This is a genomic window from Spiribacter onubensis, assembly GCF_040838425.1.
GTDB classification, from domain to species: domain Bacteria; phylum Pseudomonadota; class Gammaproteobacteria; order Nitrococcales; family Nitrococcaceae; genus Spiribacter; species Spiribacter onubensis.
Genome location: NZ_JBAKFI010000001.1, coordinates 595,971 through 622,738 on the forward strand (window position 1 = coordinate 595,971; position 26,768 = coordinate 622,738).

Genomic DNA, 26,768 nt, shown 5'->3' on the forward strand with positions numbered 1-26,768 from the left:
TGCGCGGCCATGGAACAAAATCATCTGTCTGACACGCGTTTCGAGTCCCTCGGACTCCACGAATCCCTTCTCACCGGTCTGCAGGAAGCGGGCTTCGAGCACTGCACACCGATCCAGGCCGCGGCCCTGCCCATCGCCCTGAAAGGCCGTGATGTCGCCGGTCAGGCACAGACCGGCACCGGCAAATCGGCCGCCTTTCTGCTCGCCTGCATGCACCGGCTCATGACCAACCCCGTGGCCGCCGAGAAGGTCGGCCCCTGGGCGATCGTGCTCGCGCCGACCCGCGAGCTCGCGCTGCAGATCCACAAGGACGCCGAGCGCCTGGGCTGGTTCACCGGCATGGAATTCGCCTGCATCTATGGCGGCACCGGCTACGAGAGCCAGCGCAAGGCCCTGGAGAAAGGCACCGACATCCTCATCGGCACGCCGGGGCGCATCATCGATTTCTACAAGCAGCGCGTCTTCAGCCTCGACAACATCGAGGTCTGCATCCTCGACGAGGCGGATCGCATGTTCGACATGGGATTCATCGCCGACATCCGCTACCTGCTGCGGCGCATGCCGCCACCCGAGGAGCGGCTCAACATGCTGTTCTCGGCGACCCTCTCCGAGCGCGTCCGCGAACTCGCCTACGAGCACATGAACGACCCGGAGTCGGTACAGATCGAGTCCGACACCATCACTGCCGACAAGGTCCGGCAGACGCTCTACCACGTCGAGAACAACCAGAAGATCGGCCTGCTGCTGGGCGTCCTCCGCCAGCAGGAACCCACACGCACGCTCATCTTCGTCAACACCAAGCGCGACGCGGACAAGGTCACCGGCTACCTGCTCGGCAACGACATCAAGGCCGCGGTCATCTCCGGGGATATCCCGCAGAACAAACGCGAGCAGCTCCTTGCCAAATTCCAGGCCGGCGAACTGCCCATCCTCGTCGCCACCGACGTCGCCGCCCGCGGGCTTCACATCCCCGAGGTCAGCCATGTGATCAATTACGACCTGCCGCAGGATGCCGAGGACTACGTCCACCGGATCGGCCGGACGGCCCGGGCCGGCGCGACGGGCGATGCCATCAGCTTTGCCTGCGAGAGCTACGTCTACTCGCTGCCCGACATCGAGCAGTACATCGACCAGAAGATCCCCTCGGAAATGGCACCGCCAGAGCTCATCGCCGAGGACATCAAGCCGGCGGCCCGCATGGACAACCGCCGCAGCAGCAGCGGTGGCAGCCGCAGCCGCGGCGGAAGCGGTGGTGGCCGGCGCGGGAATGGTGGCGGCCGTGGCAACGGCGGCCCGCGCGGATCGAGCCGGAGCTCCAGGCCCGCCGGGTCCAATGGCGACGCGGCTCCCCCGCCGAACGAAGGCGGCGATCAGTCGTAGTTGAACGAGTAGAAGAGGTCGAGGGCGTTCTCCGCACCGCTCACGGCCTCCAGATAGAGCTGACCGGTGAGGTAATAGCGCAGGCTGAGCGTGTTCTGCGGCTGGAACACGCCGACGCCGTAGCGCACCATCAGATTGGGGGCGAGATAGCCGCTGACCGCCACCTGCGCGTCTTCACCCTGACCGGTGGCCTCAAGCTGAAAGTCCTCGACACCCAGCTCCTCGGCGATCGCCGAGCCCATGCGCCCGCCACCGAAAACACCCAGTGACAGTGCCGCACGGCTCAGCAGGGCCTCCTCGCTGGGCGTGCCCTGGCCGGGCGGCCGGCCCGTGACCAGATAGGAAAGAATGCTGGCCTGGGGCATCGTCGGGCGCGAGAAAAGCCGCACCTGTGGATCATCGGCGGGGCCGGTCACGCGCAGGCCCGCGAGGATGTCCGCCGACTCCCGGACGGCCTCGATATCGAGCCGCGGCCGGGCCAGCGGGCCGGCGAAGATCAGGCGCCCGCGGCGGATGGACAGCGACTGGCCATAGGCCTCATAGCTCGCATCGAGGATATTCAGCACGCCCTCGCCCTCCGCCCCCTCGGCGCCGATCTGGCGCAGGCGCAGCTCACCGCCGAGCCGCCCGGTCGCGCCCTGGGCCGAGAATGTCACCGCATCCCCCAGCACCAGCCGCAGGTCGCTCTCCAGCGTCCGTCCGCCGGCGTCCACCTCGGCGCTTACCAGCGGCTCGCCGGCATCATCCACCAGCACGGCGTCCGGCGAGACCCGCACGGCACCCGGCGCCCGCTGGTCCAGCCGAAGCTCACCCGCGGGGACCCGCAGCTCGCCGCTCAGCCGAAGTGTCTGCGGCGTGATCTCCAGGCTCATAGCCGGGCTCACCGTGAGCTCGGCCAGCGTCCCCACATCAATGGCCAGGTCCTCGCCGCGCAGATCGATCCGCCCGCGCAGCTCCACCTGCTCCCAGTCGAGCCGCCCATCCACGCTGGCCTCGCCATCGCCGGCCTGGAAACCACCCGCAAGCGTCGCCACTCGACCGTCGATGCGCGCGGTCAGGTTGATCGCCTCCAGCGGCGTCACCAGCGCCGATGGCAGAAGCTCACCATCGGCAAGCCGCAGAGAGCCCCGGAAAACCGGGTCGGCCAGCGTGCCGTGCAGCTCGCCCCGCGCCTGCAGCACACCGCGAACGCGGCGCAGTTGCGGCAGCGTGGCGGCGAGCGGTGCCAGGGGAACGCCATCCAGCCACACAATGCCATCGATCGGCCGGGCGGCATCCGACGGGTCGGTCTGCACGACGATGCCTCCGGTGCCAATGGCCGGCGACGCCAGGCCGAGCCGCAGGTTGGCCTGATCAGGTCGCAGATCGGCATCGATGACGATTCGGTCATAGTCCAGCGACAGCGCGCCGTCGCCACGGTCCTGCGGCACCTCGATGCGACCGTCGGCGCTGACCAGCGTCACCCGGGCGCTGGGGCCGGTGTCGCGCTGCCAGTCGAATGCCGCCGTCCCGGTCACCTCACCGAGCAGTGCGAATCCTTCGGGCAGATGGGGCTCGAGCAGCGCCAGCGGCATGCGTGCGAGACGCAGCCGGGCCTGTGCCCGATCGGGATCGGCCAGCAGCGGCTCGGCACAGACCCGGACGTCCTGCCAGACCCAGCAGTGACCGGCCAGCCGGACCCGTTCCGCACCGATATCCAGCGAGGGCGCCCCCGTCATCCGCCAGCGTCGGCCGGCCGCGGTGACGGTCGCCTCGGTGATCGTCCCGGCCCAGGCATCGGCGCCTGCCTCCATGGCGCCACGGGCCACCAGCCGCGCGGCGATCGGTCCGTCATCCGCCGTCAGGACCAGGCGATGGCGGGCGGGTTCACCCTGCAGGGACAGCCGCAGGTCACCCAGTCGGGTGTCGTCCCGCATCAGGCCGAGCACTTGAAGATCGATCTCACCCCCCCGGTGCGCCGACCAGTCCGCATCGAGATCCGCCTGCGCCAGGGCCAGTCCCTGGTAGGCAATCGCCGTGGCGGTCACTGTGCCGGTCACCGATGGGCGCAGCGGCTCCCCGCTCACCTCGAAACGGCCCTCGAGCCCGCCGGAGAGCCCCGGCCAGAAGGCCTCCAGCGAGGGTGCCTGGAAGCGGCCATCGAGTTGCAGGGTGTCGTTCAGACGCGCGTCCAGGGCGAGCCGACTCTGCTCCGCCTCGATACTCGCGTTCACCTGACGGGAGGGTCCAAGCAGGCGGAGGCCGATATCGAACCGCGCCGTCCGGGCGCCCGACAGCTCGCCGCTGAGTTCAAGATCCGCCGCCTCGCCGGTCAGCCGCCCGGCAACCCGCAGTGACTCGCCGGCGGTAAGGGCGCCGTCCGGCTGCACCGACCAGCGCAGATCGACCGGCCAGGCACCCGCCGACACGACCTCTCCCGACAGGCTGGCCTGGCCCGGCCCGCCGGCGACATCCAGATGCTCGACGGTCAGCCGGTCATCGACAAGGCGTGCGGCCAGGTCGACAACGCTCAACGCAAGCGCAGGCGCATCCCCCGCGTCGCCTCCCCGCCGGATCGCCACCCGCTCGATCCGCAGGCCCTCGATGAGGACATCCACCGGCAGGCTCAGATCCGGCAGATGGATCCGCTCAGGCAGGGCATCCAGTGGACCGCCCTCCGCCGACGGCTCAGCGGCCTTCTCCGGCCCAACGGGGGCCGCCGGCCAGTCCACCTCAACATCGACGACCGTCAAGCGCTTGATACAGACCTGCCAGCGCAGCAGACAGTCGGGGCGCCATTCCAGCGCCAGCCGGCCGGCGGTCACGCGCCGGTCATCCGCCGACCAGGCGACATCAGCAAGCACCAGCCCGTCCCAGAGCGTGCCCGAGACGACGGAGAGCTGCAGGCCGGGCACCAGGGCCTCTCCGCGGGCCGCCAGCCAGCGTGCGCCTTCGGTCGTGCTGATCAGCCAGGCAACCCCCAGCGCCAGGCCGAAGGTCAGCGTCAGCAGAAGACTGCGCAGGCCAGGCATCAGAACGGGGGGCCCACGGAGATATGCAGGCGGAAGGGCACATCCTCGCGGCTCACGCCCCAGGCAAAGTCGAGCCGCAGGGGACCGACCGGCGATGACCAGCGCACCCCGAATCCCGTCCCCACCGCCGGGTCGAAGTCATCGATACGCTCATACGCATTACCGGCATCCACAAAGGTCGCCAGGCGCCAGTTGCCGAACACCTTGTAGCTGTACTCAAGACTGCCGGTGGCGAGATAGCGCCCGCCGACCACATCGCCGCTGGCATCCCGGGGGCCGAGGCTGTTGTAGGCGAACCCGCGCACGCTCTGGTCGCCGCCGGCGAAAAAGCGCAGGGAGGTGGGCGTCTGGTCGAAGTCATTGGTGGCAATGCCACCGAGGTCGGCGCGCAACTGAAAGCGGTTGCGCTCGCCGAGGCTGCGCAGCCAGGTGTTGCTCAGGCGCAGGCGGGCGATGTCCAGGTCGGACATGACATCCCGGGCCGCCAACTCCACCGAGTAGGTCTGCCGGTCACCGCGGTAGGGATCGATGCCGCCGCGGGAGCGGGTCCGCGTGAACGCGAGCCCGGGCAGCAGCAGACGGCTCGTCCCCGAATCCAGCCCCGCGCTGAAGCGCTCGTCGAGCCAGCGCAGCGACTGCGTGCGCACCCAGCCCGAGGTAAAGCCCTGGCGCCGGCTGAGCGAGACGGTGTAGCGCTCGCTGCGGCTCGCCTCGATATCCTCTTTCTGCCAGCCCGTGGCGAGCGCGAGATAGTCGTTGAGGGGATCGGCGAGCGGGATCTCGTAGCGGGCATCCACGCTCTGGCGCACCGTCGAGAGGCGCAGCCCGCTGTTCAGGCGGTGCCCGCGGTTGTTGATGTAGTGCCGCTCGAAGCCGAGCCGGGTGCGCGGGCCCTCGTCGGTGGAATAGCCGATCCCGGTGGTCACGGTGTTGCGGTCGCGGGTCACCACATCGGCTTTCACCGGGATCCGTTCATCCACCGCCTCATCGCGGCGGGTCTCGACCAGCGCATCGCTGAAGTAACCGCTCTCGAGCAGCCGGCTGTTGAGATCGGCAACGGCGTCGGCGGTGTAGGGCGTGCCCGGCTCGAAGGGCACAAGCCGCTCGAGGAAGCTGCGTCGGAAAGGCGTCGCCGAGAAGCGCACCTCGCCCAGCGCGTAGCGCGGCCCGGTGGCGAGGACCAGCGTGGCATCCGCCCAGGCACCGGCAACATTGATGGCAAGGCGTGCGGTGGTGAACCGCGCATCAAAATAGCCCCGCTGAAGGGCAAGATTGCGCAGGGCCCGCTTGCTGCGCTCGTAGTCGCCCTGGTTGAGCGGCTCGCCGGGACGCAGGGGCAGACGCTCGGTGAGTCGCTGGAAGGCGGCATCATCCTCGCCCGCTCCGGTGACGCGGACATTGACCGAGCGCACCGTCACCCGAGGGCCGGGATCCACGTCGATGGAGAGCGCCCAGTGTCCCTGCACCGAGCGGAGACTGATCTGACTGCGGGCCTGATAGTAGCCCAGCGCCTCCAGCGCCTCCGTGACCTGGCTGCGCACCCGATCCCGGTAGAGATCCGCGGCCAGATCGGAGTCCAGATCCACGGCCGGGTCGATGTGGGCACGGATGTTCTCGGCGGCCTCGCCATCAACGCCCGTGAGCGTGAGACGGACCTCGGCCGCCGCGGTGCCGGCGAGTAGCGAGGCAACGGCCAGTACGAGGAGCCATCGCCATGGCGCGCATCCCATGCCCCCGACAGTCCGTCTCAGAGGCGTGGCGGCCGGCCCCCGGCGCGCTCATGGGCTTCCTGACAGTCGATGCAGCGCGAGGCCGACGGCGAGACCTGCAGCCGGGCAAAGGGGATGGGCTCGCCACAGTCCACGCAGATCCCGTAGCCACCCTCATGCCAGGCGCGCAGCGCCGCCTCGTTGGCCCGCAGTTCCTGGATATGGCGGTCGATGTCGGCGTATTCGATGTCAGCGAGCAGATCCACCAGCGACTCATCGCCCGGATCACGGACCCGGTCGGCGATGTCCTCGGCGCGGTGCAGATCGGCAGCCAGCACCTCGCTGCGGATCTCCTCGCGCAGCGCGGTCTGCTCTTTCTCCAGCTCCCTGCGCAGTGCCTGGCGCTCCTCGGCGGACAGATTCTCGTTCATTGTCAGCTCCTGCCGTGATGAGTGTCCTGCTCTCTGACTCGAGAGGGCCCCATGATATCCTCAATCGCATGAGTGAACAGGACGCCAGCGCCGAGGAACATCACCTGCGGCTCCGCCATCTGCGCTTGTCGGACTATCCCGATGTCAAGCACATCATGGACCAGGTCTATCCCGATCTGGGCGGCGCGTGGACCCGCAAGCAGTTCGCCGCGCAGGTCAGCCGCTTCGCCGAGGGCCAGATCTGCATCGAGGACAACGGCCGGGTGGTCGCCGGGGCCATCTCCATGATCGTCGACTACGACCGCTACGGCGACCGGCACAAGTACGACGAGATCACCGGCAACGGCTATCTGAGCAACCACGACCCCAACGGCGACGTGCTCTATGGCGTCGACATCTTCGTCGACCCCGAGTACCGCGGTATGCGTCTCGGCCGGCGCCTCTACGACGCCCGCAAGGAGCTCTGCCGCAGTCTCAACCTGCGCGCCATCGTGGCCGGTGGCCGCATGCCCGGCTACAGCGAGCATGCCGGCGAGATGAAGCCCGAGGAGTACATCGATCTGGTCAAGCGCCGCGAGCTCTACGACCCGATCCTGTCCTTCCAGCTCGCCAATGATTTCCACGTGCGCCGCGTGATCACCGCCTACATGCCGGAGGATCAGGACTCGCGGGCCTTCGCGACGCTGCTGCAGTGGGACAACATCTTCTACGAGAGCGACCGCACGCCGCTCATCGGTGGCCGCAAGTCCACCGTCAGGGTCGGCACCGTCCAGTGGCAGATGCGTCGCGTGACCAACTTCGAAGATCTGATGTCGAACATCGAGTTCTTCGTCGATGCCATGGCCGGCTACAACTGTGACTTCATCCTCTTCCCGGAGCTTTTCAACGCCCCGCTGCTCGCGCAGTTCAACCAGGAGGATCCCGCCGAAGCCATGCGCGGCCTCGCCCAGTACACCGGCGAGATCACCGATGCCATGAGCCGCATGGCCGTGTCGTACAACATCAACATCATCGCCGGGTCCATGCCGGTCTATGATGACAACGCGCTCTACAACGTCGCCTACCTGTGCCGGCGCGACGGCACCATCGACAATCACTACAAGCTCCACGCCACCCCCGATGAGCGCTTCTACTGGGGGGTACAGGGGGGCGATGCACTGAAGGCCTTCGACACCGACGTGGGCAAGATCGGCATCCTGGTCTGCTATGACGTCGAGTTCCCCGAGGCCTGCCGGCTGCTGGCCGATCAGGGCATGCAGATCCTGTTCGTGCCCTTCTGGACCGACACCAAGAACGCCTACCTGCGGGTGCGGCGCTGTGCCCAGGCGCGGGCGATCGAGAACGAGTGCTACGTGGCCATCACGGGCAGCGTGGGCAATCTGCCACGGGTGGAGAACATCGAAATCCAGTACGCCCAGGCGGCCGTGTTCTCACCCTCGGACTTCGCCTTCCCCCACGACGGCATCGTCAGTGAATCCACCCCCAACACCGAGATGACCCTGGTGGTGGATCTCGATATGGACAAGCTCAAGCAGCTCCGCGCCGAGGGCTCGGTCCAGAACGCCAAGGACCGGCGCCTGGACCTCTACCGCGTGCACTGGCTGGAGGACTGACGGCGCCACGAACGGCGGCGCCTTCCCGCCTAGAACTTCTGCTTCGCCAGCCAGGGCTGCATGCGTGCGAACGCCTCCTCGATGTTCTCCATGGAGTTCGAGAAGCTGATGCGGATGGCGTTGCCACAGGTGTCGCCGAAGGCATCGCCGGGGATCACGCAGACGCCCGTCTCCTCGAGCATGCGCAGCGACAGGTCCGTGGCATCGGTGCGCGGCGGCAGCGACGGGAAGACGTAGAACGCGCCCTGGGGCACATAACCGGTGAGATGCGGTGTCTCGCTGACGAGCTCCACCACCCGGTCACGGCGGCGCCGGTATTCCGCGTTCATCTCGTCGACGCAGCTCATGTCCCCCTGCAGGGCCGCCACACCCGCCCACTGCGCCGGCGTACTCGCCACCGTGGTGGTGAACATGTGATAGCGCCGCAGTTTCTTGATCGCGCCCTGACTGGAGATCATCCAGCCGATGCGGAAGCCCGCCATGCTGAAGGTCTTGGAGAAGCTCGAGATCGACATCACGTGATCGAGATCCGACGTGCAGTTGATCACACTGGGGAACTGCATCCCCTCCTCGAGCAGGATATGGTCGTAGACCTCGTCGGCGAAGACATAGACACCGCGGTAGGCGGCCTCCTGGACGATCGCCTCAATGGTCTCGCGCGGATACACGGCCCCGCTCGGGTTGCTCGGCGAGTTGAGCACGATCGCGAAGGTGCGCATGCCAATGGCATCGATCACCTCCTGCGGGTCGATCTGATGCCCGTGCTCCGGGCGCGTGGGGATGATCTTCACCTCGCCGCCGTTCATGCGGATGAGCGGCGCGTAGAGCAGGAAGGTCGGATCAGTGACGATGAACTGCCGGCCGGGTGCCGCCGTGGCGGTGAGCGCGAGGTACATCGCCTCGGTGGCGCCGGTGGTGACGAGGAAGTTGTCCTCGGTGAGTTCGCGGTCGTAGCGGTTGCTGTAGTAGCGCGCCAGTTCGCTGAGCAGCTCCGGCAGGCCGGCATCCATGGTATAGCCGGTATACCCGTCGCGCAGCGCATCGATATGCGCCTCAACGATATGTTGCGGCGTGGGAAAGTCGGGCTGGCCGATGGACAGATGGATGACATCCTCCATGCCGGCGGCGGTATTGATCATCCGCCGGATGCCGGGCATCGGAATGGCCTGAAGGGAGGGGCTGAACAGCGGCCCTTCGGCCTGATCGCCCTGGTCCATCTCCACCGGATTCACCATGATCGGATCCCCTTTTGCTGCGGGTCGGAACAACGTCGGATATCAACGCGAAGCTAGACCTCGCGAGGAAAGCGGTCAAGCCCCTCAGAGCGCATTCTGACGCAGTTGACGCGGTGCATCGGGGGTGTTTACCGTCCATGCGGTCAGACCCGCCACAGAAGGACGCATCGGATGACCCAGGCCCGGCCCAAAATCGTTGTTCTCACCGCGCCCGGTGAAGGCCTTCCCGAGGGGATGAACGCGCTCGAAGGGATCGCCGAGCTGCAGGTCGCCGAGGATGCCGAGAGCCTTCGAGCCACACTGCCCGGTGCCCGGGTGCTCTGCGTCACGGACTTCCGCACCGAGGCGCTCGCCGAGGCCTGGCCCGCGGCCGACGCGCTGGAGTGGATCCACGCCACCAGCGCCGGCGTCGACGCACTGCTCATCCCCGAGGTGCGCGAGAGCGACATCCCGGTCACCAATGCCCGCGGTATCTTCGACCGCTGCATCGCCGAATATGTGCTCGGCCAGATCATTGCCTTCTGCAAGGACTTCGCCGGCAACTGGCGACTCAAGCAGAGCCATCAGTGGCAGCATCGCGAGACCGAGCCGGTGGCCGGGCGCAGCGTGCTGGTGGTGGGCGCCGGCTCCATCGGCCGGCAGATCGCCCGCCTCTGCGGCGCGATCGGCATGAGCCCGGATGGCGTGGGCCGCCGTGCCCGGCCGGGGGATGATGACTTCGGCGCGATCTATGCCCAGGCCGATCTGATCTCCGTGCTGCCGGATTACGACTTCGTGGTGATCGCCGCGCCGCTCACCGCCGACACCGAGGGGCTCTTCGGCGAGGCCGAGTTCCAGGCCATGCACCCCGGCGCACGGCTCATCAACATCGGGCGTGGACCCATCGTCAACACCGACGCACTGGTCGACGCCCTCCGCGATGGGGCCATTGACGGCGCCGCGCTCGATGTCTTCGAGCAGGAGCCGCTGCCGCCGGAGCATCCGCTCTGGGACCTGCCCAATGCGCACATCTCCTCGCACATGGCCGGCGATTTCATCGGCTGGAAGACCGCCCTGTCGCAGCAGTTCATCGATAACTTCGAGCGCTGGCGCAACGGCGAGACCCTGAACAACACAGTGGACAAGGCCCACGGCTTCGTCCCCTCCGCCTGATTCACGCAACCCAAACAAACGAGGCGCTTCATGATCGAATCCCCCCTGCTCCCATCACTCGGCGGTTATATCAACGGTGAATGGGTCATGGCCGACAGTGGCCGCACGCTTGCAGTGACCAATCCGGTCGACAACGGTCATCTGGCGGATGTCGCCGCCATGGGAAGTGACGAGACCCAGCGGGCCATCGCCGCCGCGGAGGCCGCCCTGGAGCAGCCCGCCGATCGTGAGCAGCGCCGCCGCTGGCTGGATGCCATTGCCGATGCGCTGATCGCCAACCGCGAGGAGATCGGCCGCATTCTGTGCATGGAACACGGCAAGCCGCTGGCCGAGGCGCAGGGCGAGGCGGATTACGCCGCCGGATTCTTCCGCTATGCCGCCGCCCATATCGACGCCCTGGCACCCCATACGCTCGACGAGCATCCGCGCGACTGCACCTGGCATGTCCACCATCGGCCCGCCGGCGTCGTCGGCCTGATCACGCCCTGGAACTTCCCCATCGGCATGATCGCCAAGAAGCTCTCCTCGGCCATCGCCGCCGACTGCCCCAGCGTGATCAAACCTTCGTCGAAGACACCGCTGACGATGATCGCGCTGTTCACCCTGCTTGAGCGTGAGGTCGGGCTGCCCGCGGGCAGGGCCAATCTGGTCATGGGCTCGGCAGGCCCGATCACCGATGCGCTGTTCGATGCGCCCTCGGTGCGTGTGATCAGTTTCACCGGCTCCACCGAGGTGGGTCGCGAGCTGATCCGTCAGTCCGCACCCGGTGTGAAGCGCCTCACCCTCGAGCTGGGTGGCAATGCACCGTACATCATCTTCGATGACGCCGATCTCGATCATGCCGCCGACCAGCTCATCGGCAACAAATTCCGTGGTGGCGGCCAGACCTGTGTCTGTGCCAACCGCATCTTCGTGCACGCCGACGTGGCGGCCCGCTTCGCCGACAAGCTGGCCGAACGGGTCAAGGCGCTGACCGTGGGCGATGGCATGAAAGAAGGCACGCGCCTCGGCCCGCTGATCGACGAGAACGCCGTCGCCAAGGTCCAGCGGCATGTGGAAGATGCCCTGGCCCACGGCGCACAGCAGATCTACCAGGGCGATGCCAGCGGTCTGGCCGGGACCTTCTACCCGCCGACGGTGCTGCTCGACGTCCCGGCCGAGGCGGCCTGCTATCGCGAGGAGACCTTCGGTCCGCTGGTGCCGATCATCACCTTCGCCGATGAGCCGGCGGTGGTGCGCATGGCCAACGACACCGACTTCGGCCTCGCCTGCTATGTATTCACCGCCGACGAGGACCGGGGCCACCGGGTCATCGAACGCCTGCGCTTCGGCCATGCGGCGCTCAACACCGGCAGTGGACCGACGCCGGAGGCGCCCTTCGGCGGCATGAAACAGTCCGGCTTCGGGCGCGAGGGCGGCCTGGAGGGGCTTTTCGAGTTCACCGAGACGCAGACCATCCCGGTGGGCTGAGCAGGGGCCTTCAGCCCGATCGCTGACCGTCCGGTTCCCGGGCGGTCAGCGCCCGAATGGACGGGATCAGCAGAATACCCGCCAGCACATAGGCCGCCAGTGCCACGGACAACCCCCGCACGCCGACACCGGCATCCAGCAGCACACCGACGAGCACCGGCGCCGCCGCGGTGCTGAGCACCATGGCGCCGTGGGCCATCGCCCGTATCGCCCCCAGATGCCGGACGCCATAGAGCTCGGGCCAGAGCGCACCCATCAGCGTACCGGCCGTTCCCACACTGGTGCCCGCCAGCCCCAGATAGAGCATGGCCGCCGCGTCACCGGGCATGAACCCGAGCACGAGGAGCGCGGTGAGCATGGGCAGAAGATAGAGCCGCAGCAGCCGGGGCGCCCCCAGCCGGTCCACCAGCGTCCCGCTCAGCGCGAGGGAGACCACATGCGCCAGGGCGAACACCACGAAGGCCGTGGACACCCAGGCGAGACTCCAGCCCTTGGCATTGGCGATGGGAACCTGATGGAAGAACAGTGCGGTGATCAGAAACGGCGGCGCCAGCAGCGCCGGCAGGATGCGATAGAAGCGCGCATCACGCAGCACGGCCTCGCGGGTCCAGTCCGGTACCGGCGCGCCCGCGGATGCTGAAGAGCGCCCGCCGTCCGCCTCAGCCGTGGCGGCCGGCGCCGGTAGACGGACATGCAGCCGCAGCAGGAGCAGGCAGGCCGGTAGCGCCACCACCACCAGCAGCGCCGCGATGACCCACCAGCTCCCCCGCCAGCCAAGGGCCGCCATCAGCGCCACCGCCAGCGCCGGCAGCACCGCCTCGCCCGCGGGCATGCCGAGGGTGACCGCTCCGATGGCCGTTCCCCTTGCCGTTGTCACACGGCGGCCGACCGTGGTCTGCGCCACATGCATCATCAAGCCCTGCCCGCACAGGCGCAGCAGCAGGAACGCCGGGACGAGCCAGAGGGCCCCGGGCGCGACGGCCAGCGCCACCGCTCCGAGGGCGGCCCCGGCCATCACGCCGGTCGTGAAGACCGGCAGCGGCAGTTGGTCGACGCCGCGACCCAGCCAGATGACCAGCAGGCCGCTGCCCAGTGTCGCGGCGGAGTACAGTCCGCCGAATTCCGCATTGCTCAGCTCGAAGGCCTCCCGCAGCTCGCCACCGAACAGCGATATGAAATAGGTCTGGCCCGAACCGGAGAGGAATGCCAGCAGGAAACCGAAACCCAGCAGGTACCGATAGCCCGCCAGGCGCTGCAGGGAAGTGCGCATCAATCCGTCGATCCTGAACTGAAAAGGCCCGGCTGAACCGGGCCTTGTCGTTGATGCCAGAGGCGGCAGGGGTGGCCTCAGCCGGTGCTGCGCATGGCCTCGCCCTGCTCGCCACCCCCGGTCTCGACCAGCGCCGCCTCGAACTGATCCACCGCCCAGTCGATCTCCTCGGCGGTGACGATCAGCGGCGGGATCCAGCGGATCACGTTGCCACCCCACGGGCCGCAGCGGATCATCAACAGACCGCGGTGCTCACAGGCCTTGAGCATCCTCGCGCCCCGATCACCATCCGGCTTGCCGTGGGCATCCACCAGATGGGTGCCGATCATCAGCCCCTTGCCCGAGAGATTGCCGATCTCCGGATGGCGCTGCTGGACGTCCTCGAGCCGGGCCCGGAGCTGGGCGCCGCGCTCCGCGGCATTCTCCACGAGCTTCTCGTCGCGCATGACATCGAGCGTTGCCAGGCCGGCGGCACAGGCCACGGCGTTACCGCCGTAGGTCCCGCCCTGAGAGCCCGGCAGGGCCTTGCTCATGAGCGATGCCGGCGCGGCCATGAACGAGAGCTGGAAGCCGCTCGCCACCCCCTTGGCGGAGACCACGACATCCGGCTCGACGCCGAAATGCTCGTACCCCCACATCATGCCGGTCCGGCCGTTGCCCGACTGCACCTCATCCATGATCAGCAGGATGCCGTGCTTCTGGCAGCGCTCCTGCAGCCCCTGCATGTATTTGGTGTTGGCCGGGATGTAACCCGCCTCGCCCTGGATCGGCTCGATGAGCATCGCCGCCGTTTCCATGGGCGTGCTCTGGACCTGCAGGATGTAGTCGAGCTCGCGCAGCGCGAAATCCGCCGCCTCGTCCTCGCTCATTCCGTACCAGTAGGTATCCGGGAATGGCGCCGTCACCACGCCGCCCATCATCGGCTGCACGCCCTGGCGGACCGCCGCGCTGGAGGTGGTGGTGGACAGCGAACCCATGGTGCGGCCATGGAAGCAGCCGCGGAAGGCGATGATGTTGGGCTTGCCGGTGGCCTGTCGGGCCAGGCGGATGGATGCCTCCACCGCCTCGGTGCCGGCGTTGGAGAAGAACACGCTGTCAATGTGATCGGGCAGCAGCTCGACGATCCGATCCGAGAGCTCGAGGATCGGGCGATGCTTCATGATCGCGTACTGCGCGTGGACCACCTTGTCGATCTGCGCCTTCGCCGCCTCGACCACCCGCGGATGGCAGTGGCCGGTGCTCAGCACGCCGATCCCCGAGGCGAAGTCCATGTACTTGCCGCCATCCTCGGAGTAGACGTACATGCCTTGCGCGCGCTCGACCAGAATGTCGCTGGACTGGCGCAGCAGCGGCGAGAGATGGTGGACGTTGTCACTCATGACACAGCCTCCTGGCTAGAGAATTCCCAATTCAGCATACGCGAAGCGCGCAATCATTTCCTCCCGGGTCGGACAACAAACCGCCGTTTGCTATCCTTCACCAACAGACTTTGAAGAGGTTTTCAAGGATGGCGATGCAAAGCAACGAGCCGGTGATCTTCGAGCGCGACTGCGAGGCCGCGCTCATCCCGGCGGGAGATACGGGCATCATCCCCAAGGGCGCCGAGGGCATGATCACCCAGGCACTGGGCGGGAGCTACACCGTCTACATCCAGGGGAATCTGTTCCGCATCGACGGCAAGGATGCCGACGCCATCGGCAAGGAGCCCGAGCCGACGCCGGAGCTCCCGGACAATGCCTCGGCGGAGGATGTCGAGCAGCTTGTCTGGGATCAGATGCGGCGCTGCTATGACCCGGAAATCCCCATCAACATCGTCGAGCTGGGACTGGTCTACCGCTGTGACATCACGCTCAACGGGGATGGCACCCGGTCGGTGGACATCGACATGACACTCACCGCACCGGGCTGTGGGATGGGCGATATCCTCGCCTATGACGTGCGCGAGAAGGTCAGGCAGATCCCGACCGTCGAGGAGGTGAAGGTGGAGATCGTCTTCGATCCACCGTGGAGCTTCGAGATGATGTCGGAGGCCGCGAAACTCCAGACCGGCATGATGTAACGTCGCGGGTGGCGGGGCCATGCCCTCGCCGCCACGCTAATCCGACCCGTCGCCGCGCTGCGGCTCGGGCTCCTCGGCGAGGCCGCGACCGGCCAGCTCGCTGAGGGCATCCGGTTCGATGAGCTGGATCTCCCGACCCTCGGCCTTCAGCCAGCCCTGGTCGGAGAAGCGCCGGAAAAGCCGGCTCATGGTCTCCGGAGCCAGCCCCAGGTAATTGCCCAGATCACTGCGTGCCATGGGCAGGCGGAAGCGGGTGGCCGACAGACCGCGTCGCGCGAAGCGCTCGGAGAAGCTCGTCAGCAGCATCGCCAGGCGCTCTTCGGCGCTGCGCCGGGCCATGGCGAAGAGCATCTCCTGATCGGCGAAGATTTCCTTGGACATCAGGCGCAGCAACTGGCGCTGCAGCCCCGGGATATCCGCCGCCAGGTGCTCGAGCTGCTCGAACGGCAGTTCGCAGATGCTGGTCGTCTCCAGTGACGCCGCGGAACAGGGATGGACCCAGCTATTGATGGCATCGAGCCCGATCAGCTCACCGGGGAGGTGAAAGCCGGTGACCTGCTCCTCACCCTCCTCGGTGGTGGTGTAGGTCTTGAGCGAGCCCGAGCGCACCGCATAGACGGCCTGGAAGCTGTCTCCGCCCCGATACAGGTGATCCCCCCGCTGGAGTGGCCGCTTGCGCTCGACGATGGCATCAAGCTGCTCGATATCGGCCTCGCTGAGCGACATGGGGAGACAGAGCTGATTCAGGCTGCAGTGGGCACAGGCCTGGCGGAGACTGGAGATCCGGAAGTCCGAGGGATCGGAATCGCTCATTGGCTGTCCTGCCTTCGGTCGCCCGCGCGACCCGTCCTCCTGTTCACCTTGATCCTAGCGAAAATATTACGCCGAATGCGCTGTCCTTACCACCACAGAATCAACTGACGAAATGGCAGTAGCCGGCGGCGCGGTCGAGGATGGGCTCACCCCCCCACCAGACGCCCTCCCCCTCATGCACCTCGCCAATGCATCGCACCGGTGTGCGCGCGCGCCGGGCCGCCGCCCGCACCATGACATCGGCCTCCCGCGGCGCGGTAAAGCAGAGCTCATAGTCATCCCCCCCGCCGAGCTGCAGGCGACGCGCCTCGGCCTCTCCCGCCCAGCGCAGCAGCCGTGCCGAGGGCCGGCCGCGTGGCGGATCGAGATGCAGCGCCACGCCGCTGCGCGCGGCGATATGACCCGCATCGGCCGCCAGGCCGTCGGACAGGTCAATGGCGGCACTGGCCACACCGACCAGCGCCTGTCCCAGTGCGACCCGGGGACGGGGGGCGATGAACGCCTGCCGCAGCCCCTGCCATCGGGCCTGCTCCCGCGCCCCCTCCTGCTGCCAGACCGCCAGACCCGCGGCGGCCTCGCCGGGTCGTCCCGAGAGCCAGACCCTGTCCCCCGCATGGGCCCCGTCCCGGCGCAGTGGCGCGCCGGTCGCCCGGCCGGTGATCTGCAGGCTCACCGTCAAAGGCCCGCGGGTGACATCCCCGCCGATCACGGCGACCCCGGACGCCCTCGCCAGACGGCCCAACCCAGAGGCGAATTGCGCGACCCAGGACTCGTCCGGCGCCGGCAGCGTCAGACCGAGCAGCGCCCAGCAGGGTTCACCGCCCATGGCGGCGATATCGCTCAGGTTCACCGCCAGCGCCCGGTAGCCGACCCAGTAAGCCGGCAGATCCGCCGGGAAATGCACCCCCTCGACCAGGGTATCGAGGGCCATCAGCAGTGGTCGCCCGCCATCCTGGGTGATGGCGGCGTCGTCGCCCGGCCCCAGCAGCACGTCGTCGCGCTCGGCGCCGAGGCCGGCGAGATGTCGATCAATGAGGTCGAATTCCGAACAGCCGGCCATGCCGCCCACCGATCAGCGCCGGCGGGATTTGAGCTCGGCGGCACGCAGCGGCTGATCCCGCCCGACGCGGTCGAGCACGCCGTTGATATACCGATGGCTCTGCTCGGCGCCGAACGCCTTGGCCAGTTCCACCGCCTGGTCGATGCACACGCGATAGGGCACCTCGAGGCGCTCGCGCAGCTCGTAGGTCCCCAGGCGCAGCAGCGAGCGCTCCACCGGGTCGAGATTGGCTGCCGGGCGGTCCAGGTATCGGTCGAAGGCCGCATCGAGGCTGTCGGCATCATCGGTGATGCCGCGGAAGACCTCCGAGAAGTAGTCCAGGTCCATATGGCCCAGACGGTGCTCGCCGAGAAACTGCCGCTGGATGTCGGCCGGATCCTGGCCCGTCAACTGCCACTGATAGAGCGCCTGGAGCACGCGCCGGCGAGCCCGCGCCCTGCTCCGGTTGGCCTTGGCGCGGTTCACAGACGACGCAGGAGACTGATCATCTCGAGCAGCGACATGGCCGCCTCGGCGCCCTTGTTGCCCGCCTTGGTGCCAGCCCGCTCAATGGCCTGCTCGATGCTGTCGGTGGTGAGTACGCCAAAGGCCACCGGCACGCCGTGCTGATGGCTGACCTGGCCGAGCCCCTTGGCACATTCACCGGCGACATATTCGAAATGCGGCGTCCCCCCGCGGATGACGCAGCCCAGCGCGACGATGCCATCGTAGTCGCCGGAGGCCGCCAACCGGTCGGCGACCAGCGGCAGCTCCCAGGAGCCGGGGACCCGGACCAGGGTCAGCGACTCGTCGGCCACGCCATGGCGGACCAGCGCATCCCGGGCGCCGCCCACCAGCGAATCGACGATAAAGTCGTTGAAACGAGTAGCCACCAGCGCGACCCGCGCGTTATTGGCCGTGAAATCACCTTCGAGGGTCTTCATGTTCGTACCGTTGTCATTCTGTGGACGGACGCAAGCCTAAACCGCCGTACGCCCCGAGGAAACCGCCGATCAGGCCGACGGCTCGGCCCCGCTCGCGGTCTGGACGTAATCGACCACCTCCATGCCGAAGCCGGAGAGGCCATACATGATCTTGGGCGTGGAGAGCACGCGCATGCGCCGGATGCCCAGATCGGTGAGGATCTGTGCACCAATGCCATAGGTGCGCAGGGCCTGGCTCTCCTCGCTCGACTCCCGCGGCTCCGGCGTCATCTCGCCACTCTGGGAGAGCGCCTCGAACTCGCGCATGCGTGTGAGCACCTCGTCTCGATCATCGGCGCGACGCAGCATCAGCAGACAGGCCGGCTCCACCTCGCTGCCCCCGATCTCGGCGAGCGACTCACGCAGCGACCAGGTCTGATCCGGCGCCGTGGCACCGAACAGGTCGGCCAGCGTGTTCTCAATCTGCACCCGGACCAGCGCCGGCGTCTCCGGATCCGTGCGTCCGCGCAGCAGCGCGAAGTGCAGCGCGCCATCCACCGTGTCCTGATAGGCGTAGAGGTGGAAGCGGCCGTACTCGGTCGGCAGCTCGCAGTCGGCGACCCGCTCCACGGTGCGCTCGTTGCGGATGCGGTAGGCGATCAGATCCGCGACGGTGCCGATCTTGATGTCATGCTCGCGGGCAAAGGCGAGCAGATCGTCGCGCCGCGCCATGGTGCCGTCCTCGTTGAGGACCTCGACGATGACCGCCGCTGGCTCGAAACCGGCGAGCCGGGCCAGATCACAGCCCGCTTCGGTGTGCCCGGCACGGGTGAGAACGCCGCCGGGCTGCGCCATGAGCGGAAAGACATGCCCCGGCTGGATGATGTCCTCGGGCGTCGCCTGGGGCGAGACCGCCGCCTGGATGGTGCGGGCCCGGTCCGCGGCGGAAATGCCGGTGGTGACACCCTGCGCCGCCTCGATGCTGAGCGTGAACCGGGTCCCCTGATGGTCGCCGGCTCCGGAGACCATCAATGGCAGACGCAGTTGCCCGCAGCGCTCGCGGGTGAGTGTCAGGCAGATCAGGCCCCGCCCGTAGCGGGCCATGAAGTTGACATCATCGGGGCGCACCATGGAGGCGGCCATCAGCAGATCGCCCTCGTTCTCGCGATCCTCGTCATCGAGCATGAGCACCATGCGCCCCGCGCTGAGCTCGTCGATGATTTCCTCAATCGAATTGAATGCCATGCCTAGTCCTCAAGAAATCCACTGCGCCGCAGCAGCGCCTCACTCACTCCGCCGCGGTTAATGCCCTCGCCGCCCTGCATCAGACGCTCGAGATAACGCGCCACCAGGTCCACCTCGAGGTTGACCGACTGGCCCGGCCCGTATTCGCCCAGCGTGGTCACCGCCGAGGTATGCGGGACGATATTGACCTCGAACTCGGCACCCTCGACACGGTTGACCGTCAGGCTGATGCCCTCGATGGCGATCGATCCCTTCTCGGCGATATAGCGGCCGAGGGCGTCCGGTGCCCGGAAGCGCCAGCGCTCGGAACGGCCGTCGGGCGTGCGCGAGACCACCTCACCGACGCCATCGACATGGCCGCTGACCAGATGCCCGCCAAGCGGCGTGGACAGCGTCAGCGCCGTCTCCAGGTTGACCCGGTCGCCGGGGGTCAGGCGTCCAAGGGTGGTCCGCGCCAGGCTCTCCAGCGAGACATCCGCCGCGAACCCCGCGGGATCCACCTCGACGGCGGTCAGGCAGCAGCCGTTGACGGCAATGCTGTCACCCACGGCCACCGCCCGCAGATCGAGGGCCTCGGCATCGAAACGCATCCGCCGGTCGCCGCCTGTCTCGCGACTCTCCCGCAGCGTCCCGGTGGCCTGGATAATCCCGGTGAACATTCACACCTCCTCGGGTTCGCGGACACGCAGCGTCAGGCGCAGGTCCTCGCCCACACGACGCTGATCCATCCAGGTAAGCGGCAGGCGGTCGGCCATCACCTCGAGCCCGGCAAGGGACAGCAGCGGGCGTCCCTCATGGCCCATCAGATGCGGTGCCAGGTAGACGATCAACTCATCCACCACCCCGGCCTGGATCCAGGCACCCGTCAGTCGGGGGCCGGCCTCCATCCATACCTCGTTGATCTCGACCCCGGCCAGCGCCTCCAGCGCCGCTGTCGGACTGACATGGCCGTCCTCGCCCGGGGCGACATGCCAGAGCTCGGCGCCGGCATGCACCAGGTCGGGCTCGCGGGCGGGCATCGTGCCGCCATGAATCAGCACCACGCCGCGCTCGTCGGCGAGCAGCCCGGCGTCGGGCGGCGTGCGCAGGTCGGTATCCATCACCACGCGGCGTGGCGGCAGAAAATCCGCCTCGACATCGCGCACGGTGAGCTGCGGGTCATCGGCGATCACCGTATCCACCCCGGTGACGATCGCGCCGCTGCCGGCGCGCCAGCGGTGGACATCGCGGCGGGCGGCCTCACTGGTGATCCAGCGGCTCTCGCCCGAGGCCATCGCCGTGCGGCCGTCGAGGCTCGCGGCGAGCTTGGCCCGGACATAGGGCAGCCCGGCGCGCATGCGACGGAAGAATCCCGGGTTGAGGCGCTCGCTCTGCTCGGCCATCAGCCCCGCCGTGACGGCCACTCCCGCCTCGCGCAGGCGATCCAGCCCACGGCCGGCCACCCGCGGGTTGGGATCAGTGGCGGCGGCCACCACCCGCGCGATACCGGCCTCGATCAGCGCATCGGCACAGGGCGGCGTGCGCCCGTAGTGGCTGCAGGGCTCGAGGGTCACATAGGCGGTGGCACCGGCGGTGTCGCCACCGGCGGCGCGCAGCGCCAGGATCTCGGCATGGGCCTCACCGGCCCGCGTATGCCAGGCCTCGGCGATGCACTCGCCATCGCGCACCAGCACACAGCCCACGCGCGGATTGGGGTCGCAGGTCCAGCGCCCGCGTTCCGCCAGTTGCAGCGCCCGCGCCATCCAGGCGTGGTCGGCGGCACTGAAATCGCTCAAGAGCGCTCACCATTGTTCATCCGTGGCGCATCGGGGTCCTCGAGTCCTTCGATGACTTCGCGGAAGGCACTGACGTCCTGGAAGCTTCGGTAGACCGAGGCGAAGCGCACGTAGGCCACCTGGTCGAGCTCACGCAGCTCCTCCATGACCCATTCACCGATGGTGCTCGCCGCCACCTCGCCATCGCCGAGCGCCTGGATGCGCTGCCGGATCCGGTTGAGCGCGGCCTCCACCGCCTCGGTGGCCACCGGGCGCTTCTCCAGCGCCCGCATCATGCCCGTTCGCAGGCGCAGCTCGTCGAACTGCACACGGGTGCCGTCGCGCTTGACCACGCGGGGCATGACGAGCTCGGCGGATTCATAGGTGGTGAACCGCTCCCCGCAGCCAACGCATTCACGCCGACGCCGTACCTGATCGCCCTCGCTGGCGAGCCGCGAGTCGATGACCCGCGTATCCTGCGTCTGGCAGAAGGGACAGCGCATGCCGCCCTGTCAGCCCTGCAGGGCCTCATAGACGGGGTGACGCGTGCAGATGTCGGTCACTTGATCGCGGACGCGGGCCCGCACCGCATCGTCCTCGATGTCGTCGAGGACGTCACAGATCCAGCCGGCCAGCTCGCGGCTCTCGCCCTCGCCAAAGCCCCGTGTGGTGATCGCCGGCGTGCCCATCCGGAGCCCCGAGGTGACGAACGGCGACTGAGGGTCGTTGGGCACGGTGTTCTTGTTGACCGTGATGTGGGCATCCTCGAGGGCGGCGTCCGCCGCCTTCCCGGTCAGCCCCTTGCTCACCAGATTCATCAGGAAGAGGTGGTTGTCGGTGCCGCCGGACACCACGTCGTAGCCGCGCTCCATGACGGTCTTTGCCATGGCCCGCGCGTTGGCGATGACCCGTTCCTGGTAGATGCGGAAATCCGGATCCTGCGCCTCGCGGAACGCGACCGCCTTGCCGGCGATGGCATGCATGAGCGGCCCACCCTGCGTGCCCGGGAAGATGAGCGACTGCAGCTTCTTGGTCACGTCCGGGTTCTCCCGGGCGAGGATCAGGCCGCCGCGGGGGCCGCGGAGGCTCTTGTGTGTGGTCGTGGTCACGACATCGGCATAGGGCACCGGACTCGGGTAGACGCCGGCCGCCACCAGACCGGCGACATGGGCCATGTCGGCCACCAGCCAGGCCCCGACCTCGTCGGCGATGGCGCGGAAGCGGGCCCAGTGGATGATGCGCGAATAGGCCGAGAAACCGGCGACGATGATCTTCGGCCGATGCGCCTTCGCCAGGCGCTCGACCTCGGCATAGTCGATCTCGCCGGTATCCGAGGTCACGCCATACTGCACGGGGTTGTAGATCTTGCCCGAGAAGTTCGGCTTCGCCCCGTGGGTGAGATGGCCACCATGATCCAGACTGAGGCCCAGCAGGGTATCGCCGGGACTCGCCAGCGCCATGAAGACCGCGAGATTGGCGCTGGAGCCGGAGTGCGGCTGCACGTTCGCGTAGGCCGCGCCGAACAGCGCCTTGGCCCGCTCGATCGCCAGGTTCTCGGCGATATCCACATACTGGCAACCGCCGTAGTAGCGTTTACCCGGGTAGCCCTCGGCGTACTTGTTGGTGAGCACGCTGCCCTGCATCTCGAGCACGCGCGGGCTGGCGTAATTCTCGGAGGCGATGAGCTCGATATGCGTTTCCTGGCGATGACGCTCCTGATCGATGGCGTCGGCCAGCTCCGGGTCGAATCCGGCAACGGTCATGTCGGTGGAATACATGCCTGTCCCTCATCATGGCGGGCGGATCGTGGAAACCGTCAATTATAGCGGAAACCGCTTCTCCATGCATTGCCGCCGGCGCTTCTCTCCGCGCCCCAGAGTTCGTAGACTGATGGGATGGCACAATACATCTACACCATGAATCGGGTCGGCAAGGTCGTCCCGCCCAAGAAGCATATCCTTCGGGATATCTCCCTATCATTCTTCCCCGGCGCCAAGATCGGCGTGCTCGGCCTCAACGGCGCGGGCAAGTCCACGCTGCTGCGGATCATGGCCGGCATCGACACCGACATCGAGGGCGAGGCCCGGCCACAGCCGGGGATCAATATCGGCTACCTCTCCCAGGAACCCGAACTCGATCCCGCGAAGGACGTCCGGGGCAATGTTGAAGAGGGCGTGGCCGAAACCAAGGCGCTGATCGACCAGTTCAATGAGGTCTCGGCGAAATTCGCCGATCCGGACGCCGATTTCGAGGCGCTGATGGCCGAGCAGGGCAAGCTGCAGGACAGGATCGACGCCGCCGACGCCTGGGATCTGGAGCGCAAGCTCGACCAGGCCGCCGAGGCGCTCCGCCTGCCGCCCTGGGAGGCCGACGTCACCCGGCTCTCCGGTGGTGAGCGCCGGCGCGTGGCGCTCTGCCGCCTGCTGCTCTCCAACCCCGACATGCTGCTCCTCGATGAGCCCACCAACCATCTTGACGCCGAGTCGGTGGCCTGGCTGGAGCGCTTCCTCGCCGAATTCCCCGGCACCGTCGTCGCCGTCACCCATGACCGCTACTTCCTCGACAACGTCGCCGGCTGGATCCTCGAGCTCGACCGCGGCCACGGCATCCCCTGGCAGGGCAACTACTCCTCATGGCTCGAGCAGAAGGAAAAACGTCTCGAGCAGGAGGCCCGCGAGCAGGCCGCCCACCGCAAGGCCATGCAGGCCGAGCTCGAGTGGGTGCGCTCCAACCCCAAGGGCCGCCAGTCGAAGAGCAAGGCGCGCCTGAAGCAGTTCGACGAGCTCCAGTCGAAGGAATTCCAGGAGCGCAACGAGACCAACGAGATCTACATCCCGCCGGGCCCGCGCCTCGGTAACGTCGTGGTGGAGGCCGATGGCGTGCGCAAGGGGTTCGACGACCATCTCCTCGTCGAGGATCTCTCCTTCACGCTGCCCGCCGGCGGCATCTGCGGGATCATCGGCCCCAACGGCGCCGGCAAGACGACCATGTTCCGCATGATCGTCGGTCAGGAACAGCCCGACGGCGGCGACCTGCGCCTCGGCGAGACGGTGGATCTCGCCTATGTCGACCAGAGCCGCGACCACCTCGACGACGGCAAGACCGTCTGGGAGGAGATCTCCGGCGGCCATGACATCCTCCAGGTGGGCAAGTACGAGGTGAACTCACGGGCCTACGTGGGGCGCTTCAACTTCAAGGGCCAGGATCAGCAGAAGCGCATCGGCGATCTCTCGGGGGGCGAGCGCAACCGCGTGCATCTGGCCAAGCTGCTGCAGCGTGGCGGCAACCTGCTGCTGCTCGACGAGCCCACCAACGACCTCGATGTCGAGACCCTGCGCGCGCTCGAGGAGGCCCTGCTGGTCTTCCCCGGTTCGGCCATGGTGATCTCCCATGACCGCTGGTTCCTGGATCGCATCGCCACCCACATCCTCGCCTTCGAGGGTGACAGCCAGGTGACCTTCTTCGAGGGCAACTACCAGGAGTACGAGGCCGACCGGCGCAAGCGCCTGGGCGACGACGCGCTCAACCCGCACCGCATCAAGTACCGGCGGCTCGCCGGCTGATGGGCGGGCCCGGCGCGCAGACCGCGACCCTCCTCATGCACTGCCCGGACCGCCCGGGCGTGGTGGCGGCCGTGACCCGGTTCCTGGCCGGGCACGGCGCCAACATCATCGACCTCGACCAGCATGTCGACCGCGCCGAGGGCGTGTTTTTCATGCGCGTCAAATGGGAACTGGACGGCTTCGGCCTGGACACGGCGGGCTTTGGCGCGGCCTTCGAGACGGCCATCGCCAACGATTTCCGGGCCACGTGGCAGCTCCACGACGATGCTCGCCCGCTGCGCATGGCGCTGTTCGTCTCCCGCATGTCGCACTGCCTCTACGATCTGCTGTCGCGCTGGCAGTCCGGCGAGTGGCCGGTGGAGATCCCGCTGATCATCAGCAACCACGACACGCTGCGCCCCGTGGCGGAGCAGTTCGGCCTGCCCTTTCACTGCTTCCCCATCACGCCGGAGACCAAGGCCGAGCAGGAGGCGCGGGAGATCGCGCTGCTGGAGGAAAACGGCATTGATCTCGTCATCCTCGCGCGCTACATGCAGATCGTCAGCCCGCGGCTCATCGAGGCCTTCCCGCAGCGGATCATCAACATCCACCACTCCTTCCTGCCCGCCTTCGCCGGCGCCAGGCCCTATCATGCCGCCCATGCCCGGGGGGTGAAGATCATCGGCGCCACCAGCCACTACGTGACCGAGGATCTCGACGCCGGCCCCATCATCGAGCAGGACGTCACCCGCATCACCCACCGGGATTCCGTCGGCGAGCTGGTGCGCAAGGGACAGGATCTGGAAAAGCTCGTGCTCGCCCGTGGCGTCTGGGCGCATATCCAGCGCCAGACGCTGGTCTACCGCAACCGCACCATCGTCTTCAGCTAGGCGGGCGCTGACAGTCCGGCCGCCGGCCTGCCTCCACGGCCTGTTCGTAGAGATAGAGCGCCCGCGGCATCGCGGCCTGCAGGTCATCGATGCGCTGATCGCGGGAAGGGTGCGTGGAGAGGAACGCCGGTGGCCCGTTGCCGCTGGCCTCCGCCATATTGCGCCATAGCGCCACGCTGGCCTCGGGATCGAAGCCGGAGCGCGCCATCAGATCCAGGCCGATCTCGTCGGCCTCCGACTCGTGCAGCCGGCTGAACGGCAGGAGGATGCCCACCTGCGCGCCCACGCCGAGCACCGCCATCAACTCCTGGCGCTCCGGGTCATCGCCGGCGGCCACCTGCAGCGCCCCGAGGCCGACCGTCGTCGCGAACTGCGTGGACATCCGCTCATTGGCATGCTCGGCCATGACATGGGCGATCTCATGGCCGATCACCGCGGCGAGCTGATCCTGGTTTTCGGCGACCGCCAGCAGCCCGGTGTAGACCCCGATCTTGCCGCCCGGCAGCGCAAAGGCGTTGATCTGCTCACTATCGAAGACCGTCACCTCCCAGCCGTTCTCGGCGTACTCCGCCGGCACCTGCGGGATGATGGCGTCGGCCACGCACTCGACGTAGTCCACCACCGGCCCCTGTTCGATGACCGGCTCGTTCGCCTTCATCTGGCCGTAGGCCTCGACACCCATGCTGCGCATCTGTGATGCCGGGAAGAACTGCAACTGCGAGCGACCGGTGGGCGATGTCGCGCAGGCCGCCACCACCAGGGCCAGTGCCAGGACGAGGGTGACCCGCAGGGCACGTGCGGCGCGCCGGCGGCTTGGCCTGTCAGGGCTTGTCATCATCACGATCCGACGGTTCGTCACGCTCCGCGTCGGGCCGGGGAAACTCGGCGGGCGGCTCGATGGGCGGCGGCCCGGCACGCCCCTGGGCGAGGATCTGCCAGGCGATATGCCACATGCCCATCACCAGGCCGAGAATGCCGATGATGCCCAGCGGCGCGAAGGAGGTGAACGGGGTGCTGAACAGCAGCCACAGCCCGGCGCCCAGGGCGAACCAGCGCCCGGCGAAGGTGCCGCAGTGATCCCGGCACCAGCGCGCCCGCTCCTGCGCCGACGCCGTCGCGAGCGGCGGCTGGCGCAGGTGCCAGAGCGCGAACCAGTAGGCGATGAAGCGCCGCGGCCAGGAATCCATGGCTGTATTATGCACCCCCGCTCACTGGGGTAAACCGCCATATTC

The 26,768-nt window shown here is 67.8% G+C and carries 24 protein-coding genes; 7 read left to right on the forward strand and 17 right to left on the reverse strand.

The features are described from left to right. The first annotated feature begins 9 nt into the window (after positions 1 to 9). Positions 10 to 1,380: a DEAD/DEAH box helicase gene (locus tag V6X63_RS02935; protein ID WP_367967088.1), complete on the forward strand. Its 1,371-nt coding sequence runs from the start codon at positions 10 to 12 to the stop codon at positions 1,378 to 1,380. Here the strand turns inward: V6X63_RS02935 and V6X63_RS02940 are convergent. Genes V6X63_RS02940 through V6X63_RS02950 form a run of 3 tightly spaced genes read right to left on the reverse strand, consistent with a single transcriptional unit; the run spans position 1,371 to position 6,531 of the window. Continuing rightward, positions 1,371 to 4,391 (reverse strand): translocation/assembly module TamB domain-containing protein, encoded by a 3,021-nt coding sequence (locus V6X63_RS02940; protein WP_367978058.1) that lies wholly within the window; start codon positions 4,389 to 4,391, stop codon positions 1,371 to 1,373. The genes V6X63_RS02935 and V6X63_RS02940 overlap by 10 nt on opposite strands. Further along, complete coding sequence (locus V6X63_RS02945; protein WP_367978059.1) at positions 4,391 to 6,121, reverse strand: autotransporter assembly complex protein TamA; 1,731 nt, start codon at positions 6,119 to 6,121, stop codon at positions 4,391 to 4,393. Before V6X63_RS02945 ends, V6X63_RS02940 begins: the two co-directional genes overlap by 1 nt. 17 nt (positions 6,122 to 6,138) lie before the next feature. Continuing rightward, entirely contained in the window at positions 6,139 to 6,531 is a 393-nt protein-coding gene (locus V6X63_RS02950) for a TraR/DksA family transcriptional regulator (RefSeq protein WP_367967091.1), read from the reverse strand. Positions 6,532 to 6,599: 68 nt separating this feature from the next. On the opposite strand from V6X63_RS02950, the gene V6X63_RS02955 reads away from it, so the two are divergent. After that, positions 6,600 to 8,144, forward strand: a complete 1,545-nt coding sequence (locus V6X63_RS02955; RefSeq protein ID WP_367967092.1) for a GNAT family N-acetyltransferase — start codon at positions 6,600 to 6,602, stop codon at positions 8,142 to 8,144. Between the two features lie 29 nt (positions 8,145 to 8,173). Here the strand turns inward: V6X63_RS02955 and V6X63_RS02960 are convergent, their stop codons facing one another. Beyond that, entirely contained in the window at positions 8,174 to 9,379 is a 1,206-nt protein-coding gene (locus V6X63_RS02960; protein ID WP_367967093.1) for a pyridoxal phosphate-dependent aminotransferase, read from the reverse strand. A gap of 171 nt (positions 9,380 to 9,550) precedes the next feature. Between V6X63_RS02960 and V6X63_RS02965 the strand changes: the two genes are divergently transcribed. Further along, complete coding sequence (locus tag V6X63_RS02965; protein ID WP_367978060.1) at positions 9,551 to 10,531, forward strand: D-2-hydroxyacid dehydrogenase; 981 nt, start codon at positions 9,551 to 9,553, stop codon at positions 10,529 to 10,531. Between the two features lie 30 nt (positions 10,532 to 10,561). After that, positions 10,562 to 12,001, forward strand: a complete 1,440-nt coding sequence (locus tag V6X63_RS02970) for an NAD-dependent succinate-semialdehyde dehydrogenase (protein WP_367978061.1) — start codon at positions 10,562 to 10,564, stop codon at positions 11,999 to 12,001. Positions 12,002 to 12,011: 10 nt separating this feature from the next. On the opposite strand, the gene V6X63_RS02975 is transcribed toward V6X63_RS02970, so the two are convergent. Both V6X63_RS02975 and V6X63_RS02980 read right to left on the reverse strand, forming a co-directional pair. Beyond that, entirely contained in the window at positions 12,012 to 13,271 is a 1,260-nt protein-coding gene (locus V6X63_RS02975; protein ID WP_367978062.1) for an MFS transporter, read from the reverse strand. 77 nt (positions 13,272 to 13,348) lie between these two features. After that, complete coding sequence (locus V6X63_RS02980; RefSeq protein ID WP_367967097.1) at positions 13,349 to 14,650, reverse strand: aspartate aminotransferase family protein; 1,302 nt, start codon at positions 14,648 to 14,650, stop codon at positions 13,349 to 13,351. A gap of 128 nt (positions 14,651 to 14,778) precedes the next feature. Between V6X63_RS02980 and sufT the strand changes: the two genes are divergently transcribed. Further along, positions 14,779 to 15,330 carry a putative Fe-S cluster assembly protein SufT gene (gene sufT, locus V6X63_RS02985; RefSeq protein WP_367967098.1) on the forward strand — a complete coding sequence of 184 codons (552 nt, stop codon included), beginning with the start codon at positions 14,779 to 14,781 and terminating at the stop codon, positions 15,328 to 15,330. A gap of 36 nt (positions 15,331 to 15,366) precedes the next feature. On the opposite strand, the gene fnr is transcribed toward sufT, so the two are convergent. The 9 genes from fnr to glyA all read right to left on the reverse strand — a co-directional run bounded on the left by fnr (position 15,367) and on the right by glyA (position 22,882). Continuing rightward, positions 15,367 to 16,143 (reverse strand): fumarate/nitrate reduction transcriptional regulator Fnr, encoded by a 777-nt coding sequence (gene fnr / locus V6X63_RS02990; RefSeq protein WP_367967099.1) that lies wholly within the window; start codon positions 16,141 to 16,143, stop codon positions 15,367 to 15,369. A 100-nt stretch (positions 16,144 to 16,243) separates the two neighbouring features. After that, complete coding sequence (gene thiL / locus V6X63_RS02995) at positions 16,244 to 17,203, reverse strand: thiamine-phosphate kinase (RefSeq protein ID WP_367967100.1); 960 nt, start codon at positions 17,201 to 17,203, stop codon at positions 16,244 to 16,246. A gap of 12 nt (positions 17,204 to 17,215) precedes the next feature. Further along, positions 17,216 to 17,668 (reverse strand): transcription antitermination factor NusB, encoded by a 453-nt coding sequence (gene nusB / locus V6X63_RS03000; RefSeq protein ID WP_367967101.1) that lies wholly within the window; start codon positions 17,666 to 17,668, stop codon positions 17,216 to 17,218. After that, positions 17,665 to 18,126 (reverse strand): 6,7-dimethyl-8-ribityllumazine synthase, encoded by a 462-nt coding sequence (gene ribH / locus V6X63_RS03005; RefSeq protein WP_367967102.1) that lies wholly within the window; start codon positions 18,124 to 18,126, stop codon positions 17,665 to 17,667. Before ribH ends, nusB begins: the two co-directional genes overlap by 4 nt. A gap of 69 nt (positions 18,127 to 18,195) precedes the next feature. Next, the gene (ribB, locus tag V6X63_RS03010) at positions 18,196 to 19,350 is read right to left on the reverse strand and encodes a 3,4-dihydroxy-2-butanone-4-phosphate synthase (protein ID WP_367967103.1); all 1,155 of its coding nucleotides are present in this window, start codon (positions 19,348 to 19,350) and stop codon (positions 18,196 to 18,198) included. Positions 19,351 to 19,352: 2 nt separating this feature from the next. Next, positions 19,353 to 20,009 (reverse strand): riboflavin synthase, encoded by a 657-nt coding sequence (locus V6X63_RS03015; protein WP_367967104.1) that lies wholly within the window; start codon positions 20,007 to 20,009, stop codon positions 19,353 to 19,355. Continuing rightward, positions 20,010 to 21,092: a bifunctional diaminohydroxyphosphoribosylaminopyrimidine deaminase/5-amino-6-(5-phosphoribosylamino)uracil reductase RibD gene (gene ribD, locus V6X63_RS03020; RefSeq protein WP_367967850.1), complete on the reverse strand. Its 1,083-nt coding sequence runs from the start codon at positions 21,090 to 21,092 to the stop codon at positions 20,010 to 20,012. Positions 21,093 to 21,121: 29 nt separating this feature from the next. Beyond that, on the reverse strand, positions 21,122 to 21,607 hold the full coding sequence (gene nrdR, locus V6X63_RS03025) for a transcriptional regulator NrdR (RefSeq protein WP_367967105.1): 486 nt from the start codon (positions 21,605 to 21,607) through the stop codon (positions 21,122 to 21,124). 9 nt (positions 21,608 to 21,616) lie between these two features. Next, a complete protein-coding gene (gene glyA, locus V6X63_RS03030; protein WP_367967106.1) occupies positions 21,617 to 22,882 on the reverse strand; it encodes a serine hydroxymethyltransferase in 1,266 nt (421 codons plus the stop codon). A 117-nt stretch (positions 22,883 to 22,999) separates the two neighbouring features. Between glyA and ettA the strand changes: the two genes are divergently transcribed. After that, positions 23,000 to 24,667: an energy-dependent translational throttle protein EttA gene (gene ettA / locus V6X63_RS03035; protein WP_367978063.1), complete on the forward strand. Its 1,668-nt coding sequence runs from the start codon at positions 23,000 to 23,002 to the stop codon at positions 24,665 to 24,667. After that, entirely contained in the window at positions 24,667 to 25,536 is an 870-nt protein-coding gene (purU, locus tag V6X63_RS03040; RefSeq protein ID WP_367967108.1) for a formyltetrahydrofolate deformylase, read from the forward strand. Before ettA ends, purU begins: the two co-directional genes overlap by 1 nt. Here the strand turns inward: purU and V6X63_RS03045 are convergent. Then, on the reverse strand, positions 25,529 to 26,374 hold the full coding sequence (locus V6X63_RS03045; protein WP_456242977.1) for a M48 family metallopeptidase: 846 nt from the start codon (positions 26,372 to 26,374) through the stop codon (positions 25,529 to 25,531). The genes purU and V6X63_RS03045 overlap by 8 nt on opposite strands. Then, positions 26,358 to 26,723, reverse strand: a complete 366-nt coding sequence (locus V6X63_RS03050; protein WP_367978064.1) for a hypothetical protein — start codon at positions 26,721 to 26,723, stop codon at positions 26,358 to 26,360. The genes V6X63_RS03045 and V6X63_RS03050 overlap by 17 nt, the downstream gene beginning before the upstream one ends. Positions 26,724 to 26,768 lie beyond the last annotated feature (45 nt).

Coding starts and splice junctions, on each gene's coding strand:
- V6X63_RS02935 (WP_367967088.1), top strand. CDS start 10: ATGGAACAAAATCATCTGTCTGACACGCGTTTCGAGTCCCTCGGACTC.
- V6X63_RS02940 (WP_367978058.1), bottom strand. CDS start 4,391: ATGCCTGGCCTGCGCAGTCTTCTGCTGACGCTGACCTTCGGCCTGGCG.
- V6X63_RS02945 (WP_367978059.1), bottom strand. CDS start 6,121: ATGGGATGCGCGCCATGGCGATGGCTCCTCGTACTGGCCGTTGCCTCG.
- V6X63_RS02950 (WP_367967091.1), bottom strand. CDS start 6,531: ATGAACGAGAATCTGTCCGCCGAGGAGCGCCAGGCACTGCGCAGGGAG.
- V6X63_RS02955 (WP_367967092.1), top strand. CDS start 6,600: ATGAGTGAACAGGACGCCAGCGCCGAGGAACATCACCTGCGGCTCCGC.
- V6X63_RS02960 (WP_367967093.1), bottom strand. CDS start 9,379: ATGGTGAATCCGGTGGAGATGGACCAGGGCGATCAGGCCGAAGGGCCG.
- V6X63_RS02965 (WP_367978060.1), top strand. CDS start 9,551: ATGACCCAGGCCCGGCCCAAAATCGTTGTTCTCACCGCGCCCGGTGAA.
- V6X63_RS02970 (WP_367978061.1), top strand. CDS start 10,562: ATGATCGAATCCCCCCTGCTCCCATCACTCGGCGGTTATATCAACGGT.
- V6X63_RS02975 (WP_367978062.1), bottom strand. CDS start 13,271: ATGCGCACTTCCCTGCAGCGCCTGGCGGGCTATCGGTACCTGCTGGGT.
- V6X63_RS02980 (WP_367967097.1), bottom strand. CDS start 14,650: ATGAGTGACAACGTCCACCATCTCTCGCCGCTGCTGCGCCAGTCCAGC.
- sufT (WP_367967098.1), top strand. CDS start 14,779: ATGGCGATGCAAAGCAACGAGCCGGTGATCTTCGAGCGCGACTGCGAG.
- fnr (WP_367967099.1), bottom strand. CDS start 16,143: ATGAGCGATTCCGATCCCTCGGACTTCCGGATCTCCAGTCTCCGCCAG.
- thiL (WP_367967100.1), bottom strand. CDS start 17,203: ATGGCCGGCTGTTCGGAATTCGACCTCATTGATCGACATCTCGCCGGC.
- ribH (WP_367967102.1), bottom strand. CDS start 18,126: ATGAAGACCCTCGAAGGTGATTTCACGGCCAATAACGCGCGGGTCGCG.
- ribB (WP_367967103.1), bottom strand. CDS start 19,350: ATGGCATTCAATTCGATTGAGGAAATCATCGACGAGCTCAGCGCGGGG.
- V6X63_RS03015 (WP_367967104.1), bottom strand. CDS start 20,009: ATGTTCACCGGGATTATCCAGGCCACCGGGACGCTGCGGGAGAGTCGC.
- ribD (WP_367967850.1), bottom strand. CDS start 21,092: ATGGCGCGGGCGCTGCAACTGGCGGAACGCGGGCGCTGGACCTGCGAC.
- nrdR (WP_367967105.1), bottom strand. CDS start 21,607: ATGCGCTGTCCCTTCTGCCAGACGCAGGATACGCGGGTCATCGACTCG.
- glyA (WP_367967106.1), bottom strand. CDS start 22,882: ATGTATTCCACCGACATGACCGTTGCCGGATTCGACCCGGAGCTGGCC.
- ettA (WP_367978063.1), top strand. CDS start 23,000: ATGGCACAATACATCTACACCATGAATCGGGTCGGCAAGGTCGTCCCG.
- purU (WP_367967108.1), top strand. CDS start 24,667: ATGGGCGGGCCCGGCGCGCAGACCGCGACCCTCCTCATGCACTGCCCG.
- V6X63_RS03045 (WP_456242977.1), bottom strand. CDS start 26,374: ATGATGACAAGCCCTGACAGGCCAAGCCGCCGGCGCGCCGCACGTGCC.
- V6X63_RS03050 (WP_367978064.1), bottom strand. CDS start 26,723: ATGGATTCCTGGCCGCGGCGCTTCATCGCCTACTGGTTCGCGCTCTGG.